Raw genomic sequence first — 17,352 nt, 5'->3', positions numbered from 1 at the left:
CGGCGAAGGCGTCATAGAAATCGCCTTCGCCGGCAAGCCGGGCTCCTACAAGGGGTTCGTGGTTTACCAGGTCAATACCGCCCCCAGCGCAACGGTATCGGTGTCTTCGTTCTGCGCACTGTTGTCATGGCCGTTGATTTCGAACTGGTTGTACTCGGCCACCAGCTTGAGGTTGTCGTTCACGTCATGGAACAGCGCAACGCCGCGGGTCTCGTAGTCGGCGCCGCTGCCGACCACGCCGTTGCCATCGTCATTGGTCTTGCCGTAGGACAACGCCATGCGGTTCTTGCCCAGCTTGTAGGAGCCCTGCAACAGGTAGCCGTCGCTGTCGACGTTGCGCAGAGTCGGCTCGCCGGCGTTGTTGGTGAAAAACGGATTGATGCCCTTGGCCTGGAAACCGGAGCCGGTCAGGGACAAGCCGCCCATCTTCGCCTGCACGCCGTAACCGACGCCTTTGGACGTGACGGTGTCGACGGTGGAATCGGTATTGTCCGAGGTCTGGTAGCTGCCGTTGACCCAGCTGTAGATCTTCGCCCCGGCGAGGTCGAACTGGTAGGTGATCTCGCTCTCGGTGCGCGGGTTTTCCTGGTAGGCCTTGCCGGTGGGGCTGCTGTCGTTGGTGTCCACCGGGTCCATGATGCCCACCGCCACGCGCAAGCCGTCCATCACCGGCGTGCGGTAGGTGATCTGCGAGGTCGGGAACGGATAGGGGTAACCGGTGCCGATGTTGCCGAACGACACCCCGCCACCGTCCACCAGGCCCAGGGTATCGCTGACCTGACCGTAACCGGCGAGCAACTCGTCGAGCAGGATGTTGGAGCGGGCGAACAGGCCGAAGTCCTTGCCGATCAGCACTTCGCCCCACTCAGGGTTGGCCACGGTGCCGTAGAACTGCCGCACATCGATGGCGGTGTCGGTGCCATTGGTTTCACTGTCGTTGATGGTGACCCAGAACGAGGCGCGGGCACCGAGCTTGAGGTCATCGACCTGCTTGCCCATGTTGAAGCCCAGGTAGTTGGGCAAAAAACCCATCTTCACCCGCGATTGTCGGCGATCGTACTGCTCGCCGGCGCGGTCGACATCGCTGTTGACGTAGAAGGCATTGATGTAGCCGTCGGTGGAGAACGTGGTCTGGTCTTTGTCGTACAGCATGATCTCCGCCTCGGCCATGGAGCTCAGGCCGAAGGTAGAAAGGCTGGCAATCAAGGCAGGCAAAAAACGCTGGGTGAAGTTCTTGTTGTTGTGCATGGCGCGCTCCGCGACTGGGACGAGTTGTCGGGGGCGATTATCGAAAGCGCGAGGGCAGCGCCATACGCTGCCTTGGGGGTGGAATCGAGGTGCTTTGGCATGGCCGCATGCGCGCGATAACTGTGGCCTAAGACCGTCTGTCGGCAAGGCTCACCACTTAGGGTGTAGGCCTGTAGCACCATGAAAAATGCCCGGATCTCACGACCCGGGCATCATTCCTCGACTGTGCTGCCAGCGTCAGAAGCTCGCCTTGACCGACAACATGAAGTTGCGTGGATCGCCGTAGTAGTTACCGAAGGACTCGGTACCGATGGTGGTGTAGTAGCGTTTGTCGAACAGGTTGTTGCCGTTGAGCGCCACCGACCAGGTGTCGTCGATGCGGTAGCCGATGCGGCCGTTCCAGATCGCATAACCCGACTGGGTGATTTTCTCGCCGCTAGAGGGCGAAACCCGGAAGTTATCGCTTTGCGCGTTGACCCCGGCGCCAATAGTGAATCGCTCGAGTGACCCGCCCAGGGCGTAATCGCCCCACATGCGCAACAAATGCCGCGGCACATAACTGTTGAACGCCGCGCCATTGAGGCTGCTGTCGATGTCGTCGAGGGTCTTGGTCTGGGTGTAGGTATAACCGGCCAGCAGTTGCAGGCGTTCGATGACTTCACCGCTGATCTCGGCCTCGAAACCCTGGGCGCGTACCTTGCCGGCGTTGACGTAGCAGTAGCCATCGGAGGACGGGCAGGACGAGTTGAAGTCGGTCTGCGCCTGGTCTTTCTGGATCGTACGGAACAGGTTGAAGGAACTGTTCAGTCGACCGTCGAACCAAGCGCCCTTGATCCCCAGCTCGTAGCTCTGGCCCACCAGCGGCTTGAGCGCCGACCCGTCTTCGGAGCGGTAGTTGCCTTGCGGGGTGAAGATTTCCGCGTAGCTGGCGTAGGCCGTCAGGTTCTCGTTCAGGTCCAGCAGTACGCCGGCAAACGGCGTTACCTGCCCGGTCTCGGTGGTGCTGGAGTGTTCCGAGGTACCGGTGTTGATGAAGTCGGAATCGGTATCGGAGTTGTACCAGCTCACCCGACTGCCGACGACGAATGTCAGCGGGTCAGCCAGTTTCAAGCGCAGGGTCGAGTACACGCCCTTCTGTTTGGTCACCGAATTGACCGGCCCACCACGGGACGAGTTGTCGATGAAGTAGCTGTCATCCGGCTCGGGGATATGCTTGTCGGGATTGAACACATTCTGGCGCTGCGGCAGAAACGCCACCGAGTAGAAGTCGTCCTTTTTCGAACGGCTGGCGTTGACGCCCACCACCAGTTCATGGCGCTGACCGAAGGCGTCGAACTTGCCATCCACGTAGGCGTCCAGGCCGTAGTCGACCTGATCGTAGTCATACATGCTGCCCAGCATGCCGGTGGTATCGATACCCGGCGTCACGGCGCCGGAAGCGAAGGCGTACTTGATGTCCTGGGTGTTTTTTGTATAGACGCTGGCGACCTTCAAGGCCCAGTCGTCGTTGAGCTGGTGAGTCAGGTCACTGAAGACGGTGGTGCGCTGGCTGCGCCAGGTGTTCCACGAAGGATCGAGGCAGGTCGAGCGGCTGAGCTTCAGGTCGCTGCCGTCCCGGTAACGCGGCAGGCCGCCCCAGCAAGGGTTGGCATCCACGTCTTCATAGGCGACGCCCAGGCCGACCGTCGTGTCAGGGCTCAGATCGAAGTCGAGCGCGCCGTAATACACCTGGTCCTTGCGACTGGCGTCGTCGACGAAGTAATGCCGGCTTTGCTCGGCGACCACGGCCCGCCCGCGCAAGGTGCCGGATTCGTTCAGCGGGCCACCGGTGTCGACCTGGCCGCGATAGTTGTCCCAGCTGCCACCGGACAGGGTGATGTCGGTGTGCGCCGAGGTCTGGCCGCGCTTGCGCACGAAGTTCACTCCGCCTGCGGTACCGCCCGCGCCTTTCATCATGCCCGCGGCGCCGCGCAGGATTTCCACCCGGTCGTAATACGCCATGTCCTGGCTGAAACTGTCGGCCTGGACATAGAGGTTGCCCATGTCCAGGGGCACACCGTCGTACTGGTACTGGCCCGACATGCGGAAGCCACGGGAATAGAAGTACTTGCCGCCCATGGTCGAGTCGTAGACGGTGATGCCCGGGGTCTTTTCCATGACCTGGTCGATGGTGTTGAGGTTCTGGTCATCGAGCATCTTGCGCGTCATCACCGTGACCGATTGCGGCGTCTCCCTGAGCGAGTGCTCGCCCTTGCCGAGGGTGACTGCACCCGTGGTGTACGAGCCGCTGTATTCGGTGGTCGCGCCCAGCACTTGGCCATTGATGTTGGTCGCGCCCAGTTCCAGCGCCGAGCCGACAGTGGGAACCGGTCGCAGCACATAAGTCCCGTTGGCCTGGGGCTCGGCCTGCAGGCCGCTGCCACCCAGGATCCGCGCAAAGCCTTCGCTGACGCCAAACGCACCCTTGAGCCCGGGGGATTTCAGCCCGTCGGTTTGGCGCGCATCGAACGACAGCGCAGCCCCCGCCGCGCTGGCGAAATGACTGAGGACTTCGGTCAGGCTGCCACCGGCGATGTCAAAGGACTTGATTGAGCTGTGCTGTTGCGCCAGCGGCTGTGCCGCCATGGTTACCGTTGACCAGACGCCCGCCGTCGTTGCCGCCAAGAACCCGACCTTTACTGCGGTCGTCAAACGACCCGGTTTGTACACCCGAAACATGCTTGCCCTCCCCCAAAAACAATCGGTAAACACTCATTGAGGGATGAGCCGAACGTTGCGTATGAAAAGTGCAAAGGCAGACAAACTTTTTTCAACTCAGTGTGAAAGCGCACTGGCAGGCGCCGACACATCGACCCAATATCGGCTGTAGCGGGTGATCCGTAGCGAGAAGCCACTCTCCAGCGCAGCCAGCGCCAGGTCGGTGTCATCAATGGGGAAAGCGCCGGACACCTTCAGCTGCGCGATACTTGGATCGCAGCGCAGCACGCCGGTGCGATATCGCGAAAGGTCGGCCAGCAACTCGCTCAAGGGACGATTGATGGCAATGATGCTGCCCTGTTGCCAGGCTCCCACCGACGCATCGTTGCGCCGTACCGCCCCCAATGAGTGACCATCGAAATCCAGGGACTGGCCGGCTTCCAGACGTACCATCGAACCGGCGGTACGGACCTCCACGGCCTTCTCGAGTACCGCCACCCCACCGCCCTGCCCATTGGAGCGGACGAGAAAACGCGTGCCGAGCGCGAGCACCTCGGCATGATGGGTGAGCACCTTGAACGGCCGTTTCAAGGGATCGACCGCAGTCGTCACCTGGATCTCGCCGCGCAACAGTTCGAGCACACGTTGACGACCGTTGAAACGCAGGTTGACCGAGGTGTCGGTGTTGAGCAGCAACGTGCTGCCGTCGGCCAGGCGAAACTCACGGCGCTCACCCACGGCGGTACGAAAATCGGCAAACAGGTTCTGCGAGGTTTCACTGCGCAAGCCCAGCCAGCCCAGGGAACCGGCGGACGCGAGCACCAATACACTGCGCAACACCTGGCGCCGGGAGCGATCAGCGCCACGCAACGCTGGCGACGCCAGGGAACCCGGCACACTCGCCATCTGCTCGCTGACGTCGACCATGCGTTGCCAGGCCTGGCGATGGGCCGGATCGCCGGCCAGCCAGTCGTTCCAGGCGGCCAGGTCGGAATCGCTGGCGATACCCGAACGAAGTCGGGCATACCAGCGGGCAGCGGCGCCAATCGCCTGCAACTCGGCGGGCGAAAGGCTCATGCCAGTTGCAACTGAATCTGCATCAGGCAGCAATGCTCCATGGCCTTGGCCATGTAGTTGTTGACCGTGCGGGTGCTGATATTCAAGCGCTCGGCAATCTGCGGGTAAGTCAGGCCGTCGAACTGGGACAGGATGAACGCCTGCTTGACCTTCGTCCCCAACCCTTGCAGCAGGCGGTCGATTTCCACCAGGGCCTGCAGCAGGATCGCCTGTTCCTCCAGCGAAGGCTGCTGCCACTCAGGCATGGCGGCCAAGGCTTCCAGGTAGGACTGTTCCAGCGAGCGACGGCGAAACAGATCGATCAGCAAGCCCTTGGCGATCATCGACAGGTAAGGTCGCGGCTCGCGAATCTCCAGCGCGTTTCGCGCCTTGATCACCCGCACAAAGGTGTCCTGCGCCAGGTCCGCCGCATCGAACGCATTGCCCAGGCGCTGGCGCAGCCAGCCATTGAGCCAACCGTGGTGCTCGCAATACAGATCATTGACGGCGCTGCGCAGGGATAAATCGTTGGCGGACATGAGGTGGAATAGTTCGCGAGTGATAATGACTCGCATTGTCAGTCGTGCGCAGGGTAATTTGCAATAGCCACAACGGCCAACCCGCCTCGCCGCACTGGAAGGTGGGGCCAGGCAACGGCTACGCTGATATCATTCAAGTACTTACAAGCCGGGTAGAAAACATGAACCGTCAAAAAAAGCTGCAGCAGTTGTTCAAGGCCAAGGCCAAGAAGGCCAGCGCCAAACTGGCACCGAAAAAACCGAAATACATCAGCAAGGCTGACCGATTGAAACTGGCGGCTGAAGCCGGTGACGCCTCGATCAATTCCCCTAGCGAAAATTGATCCAGTTCGGCGCGCTCGAACTCATCGCCACACAGCTCGCGTAACGCTTGCAGGCCTTGACGCTGGCAGGCTCCGGCGGCACCGACACCAGCACGGTCAACACCAGGAAAAACAGGATCAAGAACGGTACGTAATAGGCGAGATGACTTTTTATTTTCATTGTCAGTGCGCTCGTGGCCCTTGAATCGAAACTGCGTGGGCAGTCCCCTTTGTAGAGGCGCCTTCGAGTGAGCGAAGGCGCCCTGTCACGCTGTCAGCGCTCGTCCACCGTGATGAACTCGCGACGTTCTGCCATGAATGCCGGCACGTCGTCCTCATTGGTGAAGAACTGCTCGTACCACTCGCGCAACTGGTAGACCGGGCCATCGGTTTCGGCCAGTACCGGCTTGTCGATGCGGATCTTGTGCTTCCAGATCACCACGTCCTGGTAGAACGAGTCGCGGTTGCCCTGGACATAGGCCCTGGCCACTTCCTGGTTCTGTTCTTCGGTCCAGCCCGGCACCCGCTTGACCATGCAACCAAAGCGCAGGTCGAAGCTGTTCGGTGTCACCGGCACGTGGCTGTTGAGCAGGATGGCGTGGATGCGCACGTCGCCGAACATCGAGCTGATGTGGGTGAAGTGGGTCGCCGGCCCGTAGTAGGCCGACGGCGCGATCAAGTCGCCGCCCAGGCGCTCGGAGTCGCCATGGAAAATCTGATGGCCGATGTGGCCTTCGAAGACGTTGGCGAAATACTTGGTCGGCGTGCCGTGCACCGGCCCGAAGTGCTGGGCGTCCACCAGGTTATCGACCAGCTCCCGTGGGTTGGTCTCGATGTGCATGGTGTCGATGTTCCAGTCGTGCACCCAGTCCGGATCGTCCATCTCGGGCAGGTGCGGAATGACCACGCCCTCCTTCGGCGCGCGGCCTTCGGGGTTGTTCCAGACGAACAGCAGGTTGTTTTCCTCGCAGGTCAACCAGCTGCGGGTCTTGGCCTTGGGCGGGATGCGCTTGCAGTAGGGAATCTCCACGCATTTACCGCCGGTGTCGTACTTCCAGTGGTGGAACGGGCATACCAGCCGGTCATTCTCGATGGTGCCCTGGGACAGGTCGGCGCCCATGTGCGGGCAATAGGCATCGAGGATGCTGATGTTGCCCTGGCTGTCGGCGAAGGCCACCAGGCGGGTGCCAAAGACTTCCAGGGTGTGGGGCTTGCCATCACGGTAATCGCTGGCATTGCCCAGGCAGTGCCAGCCGCGGGCGTAACGGTGGGTACGCTGGGCGTTCTCGATGTTGATTTCAGCGAGTTTGGTCATTGTTGTTGTTCCTCGGTTGCAGACTTGGGCAGGCAATGCCCCCAAGAAATACAGGGTGATCCCATGGCCGACATCATTGGGTAGCCGCGCCGGCAGGTCATCCTTCAGTTGGACTAGATCAAACGCGATCCACTCTCAATGGGCGCCCCAGTCACCAGGGGCGCCGCACTGGACGGTTACTGGCCGAAGCGCCGGGCAGCCTCCGGGCCGAAGTCCCGGGGACTGAAGCCGGTTTTGTTCAGCAGGTAGCCATTGCGCTGTTCGTTGATCAGGTTGAACGCCAGGTAGCTGCCGGCGTTGAGGTCGTAGTACAGGCCGACGCCCGCTTGTGGCCGCTGGCTTTCGTAGGCGTAGAAGTAATTCAGCATCGAGGTCCGCCACAGCTCGCCACGGTTGTCATAGTTGTCGGCGAGCATCGGGAACCAGGTGTCCTCGTCGATATACAACTTGCGCTTGCCATACAGGTGGCGATAACCCGGCTTGAGGGTGCCTTCGAGCTCCCACACCCGATGGCGCTCATAACGCATCGCATCGGGATTGATGTGGCCCGGCGTCAGCAGATCGGCGTACTTGAGGTTGGCCGCGTGCAGGCGGTAGGTGTTGTAGGGGATGAACATCTCGCGCTTGCCGACGATCTTCCAGTCGTAACGCTGCCCGGAACCGTTGAACAGGCGCACCTCGTCGACGGTGATCGAGCCGCCGCTGCCAGGGAACGACATGTCGAAGCCATAGCCGGGCGACTGGCGCACCCGCCGCGTACCCGGATCGTAACGCCAGGCCTGGCGCGGTTCGGTCTTGTCATTCCAGAACTCGGTGCCGGTATTGATCTCGCCCTTGTCCCGTTGCGGCAGCAGGGTTTCGTTGAGATAGAACGACGAGTTGCCGGTGGTCTCGCCAATCCTGCCCGGCTCCAGCGCCGGTGCCAGGTTGCGCGAATGCACGCGTCCCCAGTTGATGTTGCCATCCTTGAGCACGTAGGCGTTGTCGGAGGTGTATTCCTCGGTCCAGGCACGCAGGGTAAAAGCCGAGGCGTTCTTCAACAGTTCCAGGCCGCTGCGCGGTACCGGAAAGGCTGTGCCGCCGGTTTTGCCCACTACCCCTTCACCCTCATCCACCAGGCGAGCAATGCTGGCGTTCTCGCGGGTGGCTTTGCAAACCGCGTCGTCGAAGCGGAAATCCCGGTGCGAGGGGTAGATCGGCATCTTGTAGGTGCCCGGGAACAGCTTGAACAGGGCTTTCTGGCCGTCGGACAGGTAGTCGTTGTACTGCGCGATGTTCTGCGCGGTAATCACGAACAGCGGTTTTTCGTCCGGGTACGGGTCTACCGGGTGGTTACCAGTGCCCTTGAAATCAACGTGGGGCGGTGCGCCCAGCCATTTGCCGCTGAACGCTGGAATGCTGCCGTCGGCGTTGCCGGCTTTTTCCGCGCCCACGCACGTCAGGTCTGTGCCCAGGCGGGAGGCATCTTCGGGTGCGGCATTCACCGTGCCGATGGCACAGCCCAATATCAACGCCAACGCCCAGCCAGGGGACTGATTACTGCCGGTCATTTTTATTCTCCTTAGGTTCGACAACGGTGGCCCAGTATCGACAGCCCAGTAACCCGGCAGCATCGTCCGCACGGACTAACGCATTTTGGTACGCCCCCTCGTCATAGCCGCGCCGCCGCCGGCTGCGGCGCGCCCAGGGCGACCACACTGTTGAGCATGATCCGCACCAGCTCCGTCTGGCGCCGCACGCCGGTCTTGGAAAAAATCGAGCGCAGGTGCGCACGCGCGGTATTGCGGCGGATATTCAGGAATTCCGAGGCCTCCTCCAGCGACAGGCCGTTGGCCAGTTCCAGGGCCAGCGTGGTTTCCGCCGGGGTCAGGTTGTACAGTTGCGACGTCAGCACCGTGCTCACCAGCGACTTGCTCACGGCATCGCGCACATACACCACGACCGTGGGTTTGCCATTGCCTTCGAGCAGGTCCCCCGAGGGAATCAACTCCACCACCACGCCCAGGCTGACCTGCCCGGATGGACGGGAAATCGAGGTCGCCTCGGCCACCTGCACCCCTCTGCTGGCGCCCTGCCTGGCGCGCTGGAAGGCATTGCGCACCAGCCGCGCCAACTCCCGATTGTCGCTGGGGTAAGTCGCTTCCAGCCGCCCACCGACAACCTTGAGGCCGTCCTGGCTGTCGAGGATTTCCCGGGCCACGGGATTGAGTTGCACCACAGTGCCGTGCTCATCGAGCACGATGGTCGCCACCGCCAGGCGGCTGATCGTCTGTGAATAAAGGCTGCCCAGCGACTCGCTGCGGTCGAGCAGCGAATACATGTGCAAGGCCCGGCGCAGGTGGGGCAACAACATGGCACACATGGCCCGCTCGGCGTCACTGAACCGTGGCTGGACCCGTGGTCGATTGATTCGGAAACGCACCGTGCCGCCATCCGGCATGCGGATATCGGCTCCGAGCATGTGGTAGCAATCGTAGGGTTGACAGTACAACAGGTAAAACGCCGAGCTGGCCCATTCGCTGTCGCTGATCAGCTCGTCGACAGTGAACACCGTGTCGGTGGGCAAGCCGTCGAACAGGGTGGATTTGGCGTAGTAGGCGTAGTGGTTGATACCGCCCTTGCCCAGTTCGACATCTCCGGCGACCACCATCGGCGACAACAGCGGCTCGTCCTGGACCCGCAGGATCAAAGTGACGAAATTGGCCTTGAACAACGCTCGTACCTCGCGCAACGCGTCGCTCAAGCTGCGGGTATCCATCGCCGAATCGTAGATGTTGCCGATGATCCGTTCGTACTCGGCCAACTCCAGGCCCATGAGCGCCAGGACCTGTGCATTGGGCATACAACTTTGCATAACCATTCCCCAGCAGGGGGCCCGAGTCTCGGGCCCCATGGATTTAATCGAGCGGACGGCGCTGCCCCGCTCGCTTCATGGCAACTCGAACAGGCCGGCGGCGCCCATGCCGCCACCGATGCACATGGCAATCACTACATACCGCACGCCGCGACGTCGCCCTTCGAGCAAGGCGTGGCCGACCATGCGCGCGCCGGACATGCCGAACGGGTGACCGATGGCAATCGCCCCGCCATTGACGTTCAGGCGATCTGTCGGGATCTGCAGCGCATCGCGGCAATGCAGCACCTGGCTGGCGAAGGCCTCGTTGATCTCCCACAGGCCGATGTCCTTGACGCCCAGGCCAAAGCGCTTGAGCAGCTTGGGAATGGCGATCACCGGGCCGATGCCCATTTCCTCAGGCGCGCAGCCACCCACGGCAATGCCGCGGTAGATGCCCAGTGGCGTCAGCCCGCGGCGCTTGGCCTCGGCGCGACTCATCAGCAGGCTGGCCGCGGCGCCGTCGGAGAATTGCGAAGCGTTGCCGGCGGTGACGTACTCGCCCTGCTCGATCCAGGCGCCGTCCTTCCACACCGTTTTCAAGCCCGCCAGGTCTTCCAGGCGCGTATTGGGCCGGTTGCACTCGTCTTTCACCACTTGCACGCGTTCATGGCCATTGGGCTGGCCATCGGCGGCGAACAGCAGTTTATCCACGGTCAGGCCGACGATTTCATCGTCGAACAGGCCGTCTCGCTGAGCGGCGGCGGTGCGCAGCTGGCTAAGCAGTGAATATTCATCCTGGGCGGCGCGGCTGATGCCATAACGACGCGAGACGATCTCGGCCGTCTCGATCATCGGGATATAGGCGCTGGGCATCACCTGCAGTACGGCTTCGGAACGGGCGCGATAGGCGTTCTTGTGTTTGGTCTGGGTCAGCGACAGCGACTCCACACCGCCGCCAATGGCGATGTTCATCTCGCCGGTCATGATGCCCTTGGCGGCCATGCCGATGCTCATCAGGCCCGAAGCGCACATGCGATCCACGGCCATGCCCGGCACGCTGTCCGGCAAACCGCCGGTGTAGGCGCAGAGCCGACCGATGTTGAAACCCTGGGTGCCCTGCTGCACCGACGCGCCCATGATCACATCCTCGACCTCGGCAGGCTCGATGCCGGCGCGCTCGACTACCGCGTGCACCACATGGCCGCCCAGCACCGGGGCCTCAGTATCGTTGAACGATCCGCGAAACGACTTGGCCAACGCGGTACGGGCGGTGGCGACGATGACGACTTCATTCTGGTCCATGGCTAACTCACTCGGAAATGGCATTGAAGGTGTAGCGGCTGATGGTGTCGATCACGCAGCCGGGGCGAGCCTGGCCTTCGACTTCCATGGTCATGCGCACCACCAGTTGCACGGCGTCGCCCAGTTGTTCGGCACGCAGGATCTGGCCGCTGCCGCGCACCCGCGAGTCGACCTTGACCGGCGCCGGGAAACGCACCCGGTCGCTGCCGTAATTCACGCCCATCGCCATGTTTTCAAGGATCAGCAACTGCGGCATGAACAGATTGGCCAGGGACTGGGTCAGGTAGCCGTGAGCGATACAGGAGCCGAACGGGCCGCTGGCGGCGCGCACCGGGTCGACATGAATCCACTGGTGATCGCTGGTGGCTTCGGCGAACAGGTCGATGCGTTGCTGGCTGATGGTCAGCCATTCGGTGTGGCCCAGGTCCAGGCCCTCGGCCGCAAGCAGCGCCTGGGCGCTGTTGAATACGTGACTCATGTGCCCATCCTCACGCTTGTTGTGAACTGACGGACAGCACTTCGCCGACCATGTAGGAGGCATAGTCGCTGGCCAGGAACATCATGACGTTGGCCACCTCCCAGACTTCGGCGGCGCGGCCAAACGCCTCGCGCCCGGCCAGGCTGGCGAGCAACTCTTCGCTGGAGGCTTTCTTGAGAAAATCGTGCAGGGCAATCGATGGCGACACCGCGTTGATGCGCACGCCGAACTCGGCGGCTTCCAGGGCGCTGCAGCGGGTCAGCGCCATCACCCCGGCCTTGGCGGCGGCGTAATGGGCCTGTTCCTTCTGCGCCCGCCAACCGAGCACCGAAGCGTTATTGACGATGGCCCCGGCGCCACGGCGCTGCATGTGTGGCAACATCGCCCGGGTCATGCGGAAGGTGCCGGTCAGGGTCACATCGAGCACCCGCAACCACTCTTCGTCGCTCATTTCCATCACGCGTTTCTGGCCACCCAGGCCGGCGTTGTTGATCAGCACATCAACCCCGCCCAACGCCTCTTCGGCCGCGGCCACCAGGGCCTGGACTTCGTCTTCGACGGTGACATTGCACAGCTGGCCATAAATCGCCTGCAACCCGGTCTCGGCCTTGAGACGCTCCACAGCCTCCTCCAGCCGCCGCGCATGCACATCGGAAATCATCAGCGCCCGACATCCTTCCTCAGCACTGCGCCGTGCCGCCGAATAACCGATACCGGCACCTGCCGCCGCGGTAATCAACACCGACTTGCCGGCCAGCAATTGATGACCGGGAACATAAGGGGGGGCTTGTTTCACAGCGTCTACCTCCGAAGAAATCAATACGCTGCAGTTGTACGGAGGGGGCGATGCGGACGCATCGTCAAAATGGGGTATGAAGATCAAAAGATCGCAGCCTGCGGCAGCTCCAGGTGACCGGGTTCCCCCTGTAGGAGCGAGCTTGCTCGCGAAAAACCTGAGAGCAGCGCGGGGTGTCAGGATCCTCGCGTCATCGTTGACCTCCATCGCGAGCAATCGAGCGTCGACCGGCTGCTCCTACAGAGGATCGGGTTCCCTTGTAGGAGCGAGCTTGCTCGCGAAAAACCTGAGAGCAGCGCGGGTTTCAGGATCCTCGCGTCATCGTTGACCTCCATCGCGAGCAATCGAGCGTCGACCGGCTGCTCCTACAGTGGATCGGGTACGGCCGTGGGAGATGGGTCGGCTGTCAGGACGCCATCGCCGGCAGGCCGGCTCCCCCAGTGGTCGGGGTTTCAGCCTCCCCAGACTTTCTGTGGCTTCGGCGCTTCGGCAAGGATGGCGTCCACCGCCGCGCCGATCTCTTCGACTTTCCACAACGCGCCCTTGTCGCAGGTGACGCCCGTGCGCCAGCCCTCGCCCAGGGAGATACGTCCACCCTGGCTTTCGAAGACCTGCCCGCTGACGTGGGCCGAGGCCGAGCTGCCCAACCAGACCACCAACGGCGCGACGTTTTCCGCGGCCCAGGCGTCGAAGCTGCCGTCCTCGGGTTTTTTCACTACGTCGGGCATCGCACCCTCGGTCATCGAAGTGCGGGCGGCCGGTGCCAGCGCGTTGGCGGTGACGCCGTAGCGCGCCAGTTCCGCCGCTTGCACCAGGGTCAGCGAGGCAATGCCACCCTTGGCCGCCGAATAATTGGACTGCCCCACCGAGCCTTGCAACCCGGCGCCGGAGCTGGTGTTGATGATTCGCGCGTCCACCGGCGTGCCGGCCTTGGCCAGGTCGCGCCAGCGCCGACCAAGGATGTTGGCCAGGCAGTAATGACCCTTGAGGTGCACGCGCATGACCATGTCCCAGTCCTCTTCACTGAGGCTGATGAACATGCGGTCGCGCAACACGCCGGCGTTATTGATCAGCACATGCACTTCGCCGAACGCCGCCAGTGCCGCATCGACGATGCGCTGCGCCGTGGCCAGGGTGGTTATGTCGTCGTTGTTGGCGATGGCCTGGCCACCGTTGGCGCGAATCTCCCCCGCCACATCCTCCGCGGCCTCGGCGCGAATATCGTTGACCACGACATTGGCCCCTTGCGCGGCGAATGCCAGGGCGTAGGCGCGACCGAGTCCGCCGCCGGCCCCGGTGATGATCACGGTGCGGTCTGCACAGATAGCCATGTTTGACTCCTCAAAATAGTGGGTAGCTGCTCGCCCGAAGTGGCGGCCCCCGCATGGAAAATTACAAGCGTTCGATGATGGTCACGTTGGCCTGGCCGCCGCCCTCACACATGGTTTGCAAGCCGTAGCGACCACCACTGCATTCCAGTTCGTTGAGCAGCGTGGTCATCAATCGTGCGCCAGTGGCGCCCAACGGATGGCCCAGGGCAATCGCGCCGCCATTGACGTTGGTTTGCGCCGGGTCGTAGTCGAGCTCCTTGGCCCAGGCCATGACCACCGAGGCGAAAGCTTCGTTGATCTCGACCCGGTCGATGTCAGCCATGCTCAGGCCGCTCTTGGCCAGGGCCCGGCGGGTGGCGGCAATCGGTGCGGTGAGGTGCCAGATCGGATCGTCGCCGAGCACCGTCAGGTGATGAATCCGCGCCCGTGGCGTCAGGTCGTAGCGTGTGAGTGCCGCCTCGGACACCACCAGCAATGCTGCCGAAGCGTCGCAGGTCTGGCTGGACACGGCGGCGGTGATCGACGGGAACTGCGGGTCCACCGGTTGCAATTCGGCCATCTTCGCCAGGCTGCTGTGGCGCGGCGTTTCATCCACCGCCAACCCTTGGCAACTGACGATTTCCCGGGCGAACCGGCCGCTGGCGATGGCCGCCAAAGCACGTTCGTGGCTCTGCAGGGCAAAGGCTTCCATCTGCTCGCGGCTGATCTGCCAGTGATCGGCAATCCGCTGCGCGGCATAGAACTGGTTGACCGGCTGCAGGCCAAACCGCGCCCGCCAGCCGACGCTGCCCGAGAACGGGTCGGCAAAGCCCAGGGGCTGGCCGGCGAGCATCGCCGAGGAAATCGGGATCTGGGTCATGGTCTGCACCCCGCCCACCGCGACCACGTCCTGGGTGCCGCTCATCACCGCCTGCGCGGCGAAATGCAGCGCCTGTTGCGACGAACCGCACTGGCGATCCACGGTGGTTCCGGGCACCGTCAGCGGCAGGCCGGCGGCCAGCCAACTGGTACGGGCGATGTCGCCGGCCTGAGAACCGATGGTGTCGACGCAACCGAATATCACGTCGTCGTAGTCCTCCGCGGGGATCACGTTGCGCGCGACCAGGGCCTTGAGCACATGGGCGCCCAGGTCTATCGCGTGGATCTCGCTCAAAGAGCCCTTGCGCCTGCCGGTGGGGCTGCGCAGTGCATCAACAATGTAGGCCTGGGCCATGACTCATTCCTCGAAAGTATGCCCTGGCTCCAGGCCAGTGGCGTCGGCGAACAGGTAGTCGCTGACACGGGTTTTGTGAAAGCCGCGGTCGCCCCAGGACGCATCGAGGGCCCAGGCGCGCTTCATGAACATCTGCAGGTCCACTTCCCAGGTGTACCCCATCGCCCCGTGCACCTGGATGCCCTTGCGCGCGGCGATCCAGCTCGCCTCGTTCGCCGCCAGGCGTGCTTGAGAAACCCGGACACCGGCGTTGACGTCGCCCCGGGCCAGGGCATGGGCGGCGCGATAAAGCACCGGCTTGGCCTGCTCGATATAACGGGCGACATCGGCCAGGTGATGCTTGACCGCCTGGAAACTGCCGATCGGCTTGCCGAACTGTTTGCGCTGGGCCACGTAGTCCACCGACAGGTCGAGCATGCGCTGCGCCAACCCCAGCAATTGCCCGGCCACCGACAGCGCACCACGGTCCAGCATGCGCTCCAGCAAGGCACGGCCCTGCTCGCCACTGGCAATGCAGGTCTGCGCCGACGGAGTCCAGGTCACTTGGCCCAGGCGGCGTGAGGCATCGATACTCAGGTGGTTGTCCACGTTGACTTCGCAGCGCGGCACCACATGGATCTCGTCGCCGTGGGTGAGGATCAGCACTTCGGCCAGTTGTGCATCGCTGACCAAGGCATTGACCGGATGACTGATCGCCATCCGCAAGCTGCCGTCGGCAATCCGTGGCAGCAGGTCGGCACGCGCCGGATGCACCGCAGGCAGACCGGCGAGCAAGCCGGTGGCGACATAGGCGGTGTCGGCCAATGAGTCGGGAATGGCGTAGTACCCCAGCTCCTGTGTCATCAATGCCCAGGTCACATCGTCCATGCCCAGGCCGCCTTCGGCCTCGGGCACCGACAAGGCGGTGAGGCCCTGGCCGGCAATCTTGTTGCGCAGGTCCCGGGAGCGCCCGGCATCGGTCTCCCAGATTTCCCGGAGCATCTCCGGCGCGGCTTCGGTCATCAGGAAACGACTGATGGCTTCGCGGAACGCCAACTGGTCATCGTTGAAAGTGAAGTCCATGGCGGTTCCTTATTTCGGCAAACCGAGCATGCGCTCGGCGATGATGTTGCGCTGGATTTCGTTGGTGCCGGCGTAGATCGGCCCGGACTGGGCAAACAGAAAACCTTCCAGCCAGCCCGCCGCATCGCCCGCTGACGCGCCCTTTGTGACCAGCTCGCCACGGGTGCCGAGAATGCGCATGGCGGTCTCGTGCATCTTCAGGTCGAGCTCCGACCAGATGATCTTGTTGATGCTCGACTCGGCGCCGATCTGCTCGCCCCGGCTCAGGCGTCCTACGGTGTAGTAAGCCGACATCGCATAGGCCTCGGCGCACATCCAGGTCTCCAGCACGGCATCGCGCAGACCAGGGTCGCGGTCGGAACTGACGCGATGGGCCTTGTACAGTTCGACCAGCTTGCGTGCCGTGGACTGGAAGCGCGCCGGTGAACGCAGCAGCAAACCACGCTCGAAGCCGGCGGTGGCCATCGCCACGTGCCAGCCCTGCCCCTGGGTACCGATGAGGTTGTTCACGGGGACCCGAACGTCATCGAAAAACACCTCGGCGAAGGCTTCCTTGCCGTTGAGTGCCTTGATCGGGCGAATGCTCACCCCCGGCGTATTGAGCGGCACCATGATGAACGACAGGCCGTGATGACGGGTTGATCCCGGCTCGCTGCGGAACAGGCCGAACAGCCAGTCGGCGAAGTTCGCCCGGCTCGACCAGGTCTTCTGCCCGTTGATCACGTAATGGTCGCCGTCGAGTACCGCCTTGCTGGTGATCGCCGCCATGTCGGAACCGGCGTTGGGCTCCGACCAGCCTTGCGCCCACATGTCCAGGCTTTCGGCCATGCGTGGCAAGAAACGCTGCTTTTGCTCCTGGGTGCCAAACTCCATCAGGGTCGGGCCGAGTAACAGCTGGCCGTTCTGGTTGATGCGCATCGGTGCGCCTGCACCGTAATACTCTTCCTCGAAGATCAGCCACTCGATCAAGTCGCTACCGCGACCGCCCAGTTCGGCCGGCCACATCACCATCGACCAACGGCTCTCGAACAGCTTGGCCTCCCAGGCGCGGTGCTGTTCAAAACCTTCGCGACTGTCGTAACTGGCGAAGGGCTCACTTGGCAGATTGTTCGCCAGCCAGGCCCGTACTTCGGCGCGGAAGGCGTTTTGCTTGGGGGTGTAAGTCAGGTCCATGGCG

Annotated in this window: 16 protein-coding genes; 1 reads left to right on the top strand and 15 read right to left on the bottom strand. The window is 62.8% G+C overall.

Going from position 1 to position 17,352, the window contains the following annotated elements; genetic code table 11:
- Positions 1-63: 63 nt before the first annotated feature.
- From SOP85_RS19285 to SOP85_RS19270, 4 genes are all read right to left on the bottom strand, one after another.
- On the bottom strand, positions 64-1,248 hold the full coding sequence (locus SOP85_RS19285; protein WP_323627880.1) for a porin: 1,185 nt from the start codon (positions 1,246-1,248) through the stop codon (positions 64-66).
- A 237-nt stretch (positions 1,249-1,485) separates the two neighbouring features.
- Positions 1,486-3,966: a TonB-dependent siderophore receptor gene (locus tag SOP85_RS19280; protein ID WP_323627879.1), complete on the bottom strand. Its 2,481-nt coding sequence runs from the start codon at positions 3,964-3,966 to the stop codon at positions 1,486-1,488.
- A 96-nt stretch (positions 3,967-4,062) separates the two neighbouring features.
- Complete coding sequence (locus SOP85_RS19275; RefSeq protein WP_323627876.1) at positions 4,063-5,022, bottom strand: FecR domain-containing protein; 960 nt, start codon at positions 5,020-5,022, stop codon at positions 4,063-4,065.
- The gene (locus SOP85_RS19270; protein ID WP_046817094.1) at positions 5,019-5,540 is read right to left on the bottom strand and encodes a sigma-70 family RNA polymerase sigma factor; all 522 of its coding nucleotides are present in this window, start codon (positions 5,538-5,540) and stop codon (positions 5,019-5,021) included. Before SOP85_RS19270 ends, SOP85_RS19275 begins: the two co-directional genes overlap by 4 nt.
- Positions 5,541-5,701: 161 nt before the next feature.
- On the opposite strand from SOP85_RS19270, the gene SOP85_RS19265 reads away from it, so the two are divergent.
- A complete protein-coding gene (locus SOP85_RS19265) occupies positions 5,702-5,863 on the top strand; it encodes a DUF2986 domain-containing protein (protein WP_274074703.1) in 162 nt (53 codons plus the stop codon).
- Here SOP85_RS19265 and SOP85_RS19260 read toward each other — a convergent pair.
- The 11 genes from SOP85_RS19260 to SOP85_RS19210 form a co-directional block, all read right to left on the bottom strand.
- Positions 5,850-6,023, bottom strand: coding sequence for a hypothetical protein (locus SOP85_RS19260; RefSeq protein WP_274074702.1), 174 nt, complete (start codon positions 6,021-6,023; stop codon positions 5,850-5,852). The genes SOP85_RS19265 and SOP85_RS19260 overlap by 14 nt on opposite strands.
- 93 nt (positions 6,024-6,116) lie before the next feature.
- Positions 6,117-7,157: a Rieske 2Fe-2S domain-containing protein gene (locus SOP85_RS19255; RefSeq protein ID WP_274074701.1), complete on the bottom strand. Its 1,041-nt coding sequence runs from the start codon at positions 7,155-7,157 to the stop codon at positions 6,117-6,119.
- Between the two features lie 176 nt (positions 7,158-7,333).
- On the bottom strand, positions 7,334-8,707 hold the full coding sequence (locus tag SOP85_RS19250; protein ID WP_274074700.1) for a DUF1329 domain-containing protein: 1,374 nt from the start codon (positions 8,705-8,707) through the stop codon (positions 7,334-7,336).
- A 101-nt stretch (positions 8,708-8,808) separates the two neighbouring features.
- Positions 8,809-10,011 (bottom strand): helix-turn-helix transcriptional regulator, encoded by a 1,203-nt coding sequence (locus tag SOP85_RS19245; protein WP_323627873.1) that lies wholly within the window; start codon positions 10,009-10,011, stop codon positions 8,809-8,811.
- A gap of 75 nt (positions 10,012-10,086) precedes the next feature.
- On the bottom strand, positions 10,087-11,295 hold the full coding sequence (locus tag SOP85_RS19240; protein ID WP_323607349.1) for an acetyl-CoA C-acyltransferase: 1,209 nt from the start codon (positions 11,293-11,295) through the stop codon (positions 10,087-10,089).
- Between the two features lie 7 nt (positions 11,296-11,302).
- Positions 11,303-11,773 (bottom strand): MaoC family dehydratase, encoded by a 471-nt coding sequence (locus SOP85_RS19235; RefSeq protein ID WP_274074697.1) that lies wholly within the window; start codon positions 11,771-11,773, stop codon positions 11,303-11,305.
- A gap of 10 nt (positions 11,774-11,783) precedes the next feature.
- Entirely contained in the window at positions 11,784-12,569 is a 786-nt protein-coding gene (locus SOP85_RS19230; RefSeq protein ID WP_323627872.1) for an SDR family oxidoreductase, read from the bottom strand.
- Positions 12,570-13,021: 452 nt separating this feature from the next.
- Positions 13,022-13,900 carry an SDR family oxidoreductase gene (locus tag SOP85_RS19225; RefSeq protein ID WP_274074696.1) on the bottom strand — a complete coding sequence of 293 codons (879 nt, stop codon included), beginning with the start codon at positions 13,898-13,900 and terminating at the stop codon, positions 13,022-13,024.
- 61 nt (positions 13,901-13,961) lie between these two features.
- Entirely contained in the window at positions 13,962-15,113 is a 1,152-nt protein-coding gene (locus SOP85_RS19220) for an acetyl-CoA C-acetyltransferase (RefSeq protein ID WP_274074695.1), read from the bottom strand.
- 3 nt (positions 15,114-15,116) lie between these two features.
- On the bottom strand, positions 15,117-16,175 hold the full coding sequence (locus SOP85_RS19215; protein WP_274074694.1) for an acyl-CoA dehydrogenase family protein: 1,059 nt from the start codon (positions 16,173-16,175) through the stop codon (positions 15,117-15,119).
- 9 nt (positions 16,176-16,184) lie between these two features.
- Positions 16,185-17,348 (bottom strand): acyl-CoA dehydrogenase family protein, encoded by a 1,164-nt coding sequence (locus SOP85_RS19210; protein ID WP_323627871.1) that lies wholly within the window; start codon positions 17,346-17,348, stop codon positions 16,185-16,187.
- Positions 17,349-17,352: the final 4 nt, after the last annotated feature.

This window comes from Pseudomonas sp. YuFO20 (assembly GCF_035064975.1).
In the GTDB taxonomy this organism is placed as follows: domain Bacteria; phylum Pseudomonadota; class Gammaproteobacteria; order Pseudomonadales; family Pseudomonadaceae; genus Aquipseudomonas; species Aquipseudomonas putida_AE.
The sequence above is the reverse complement of the archived record's forward strand: the minus strand, read 5'-3'. Positions and strand labels throughout refer to the sequence as shown.

Excerpts from the sequence above, each read along its gene's own strand:
- SOP85_RS19285 (WP_323627880.1), bottom strand. The coding sequence starts at position 1,248 with ATGCACAACAACAAGAACTTCACCCAGCGTTTTTTGCCTGCCTTGATT.
- SOP85_RS19280 (WP_323627879.1), bottom strand. The coding sequence starts at position 3,966 with ATGTTTCGGGTGTACAAACCGGGTCGTTTGACGACCGCAGTAAAGGTC.
- SOP85_RS19275 (WP_323627876.1), bottom strand. The coding sequence starts at position 5,022 with ATGAGCCTTTCGCCCGCCGAGTTGCAGGCGATTGGCGCCGCTGCCCGC.
- SOP85_RS19270 (WP_046817094.1), bottom strand. The coding sequence starts at position 5,540 with ATGTCCGCCAACGATTTATCCCTGCGCAGCGCCGTCAATGATCTGTAT.
- SOP85_RS19265 (WP_274074703.1), top strand. The coding sequence starts at position 5,702 with ATGAACCGTCAAAAAAAGCTGCAGCAGTTGTTCAAGGCCAAGGCCAAG.
- SOP85_RS19260 (WP_274074702.1), bottom strand. The coding sequence starts at position 6,023 with ATGAAAATAAAAAGTCATCTCGCCTATTACGTACCGTTCTTGATCCTG.
- SOP85_RS19255 (WP_274074701.1), bottom strand. The coding sequence starts at position 7,157 with ATGACCAAACTCGCTGAAATCAACATCGAGAACGCCCAGCGTACCCAC.
- SOP85_RS19250 (WP_274074700.1), bottom strand. The coding sequence starts at position 8,707 with ATGACCGGCAGTAATCAGTCCCCTGGCTGGGCGTTGGCGTTGATATTG.
- SOP85_RS19245 (WP_323627873.1), bottom strand. The coding sequence starts at position 10,011 with ATGCAAAGTTGTATGCCCAATGCACAGGTCCTGGCGCTCATGGGCCTG.
- SOP85_RS19240 (WP_323607349.1), bottom strand. The coding sequence starts at position 11,295 with ATGGACCAGAATGAAGTCGTCATCGTCGCCACCGCCCGTACCGCGTTG.
- SOP85_RS19235 (WP_274074697.1), bottom strand. The coding sequence starts at position 11,773 with ATGAGTCACGTATTCAACAGCGCCCAGGCGCTGCTTGCGGCCGAGGGC.
- SOP85_RS19225 (WP_274074696.1), bottom strand. The coding sequence starts at position 13,900 with ATGGCTATCTGTGCAGACCGCACCGTGATCATCACCGGGGCCGGCGGC.
- SOP85_RS19220 (WP_274074695.1), bottom strand. The coding sequence starts at position 15,113 with ATGGCCCAGGCCTACATTGTTGATGCACTGCGCAGCCCCACCGGCAGG.
- SOP85_RS19215 (WP_274074694.1), bottom strand. The coding sequence starts at position 16,175 with ATGGACTTCACTTTCAACGATGACCAGTTGGCGTTCCGCGAAGCCATC.
- SOP85_RS19210 (WP_323627871.1), bottom strand. The coding sequence starts at position 17,348 with ATGGACCTGACTTACACCCCCAAGCAAAACGCCTTCCGCGCCGAAGTA.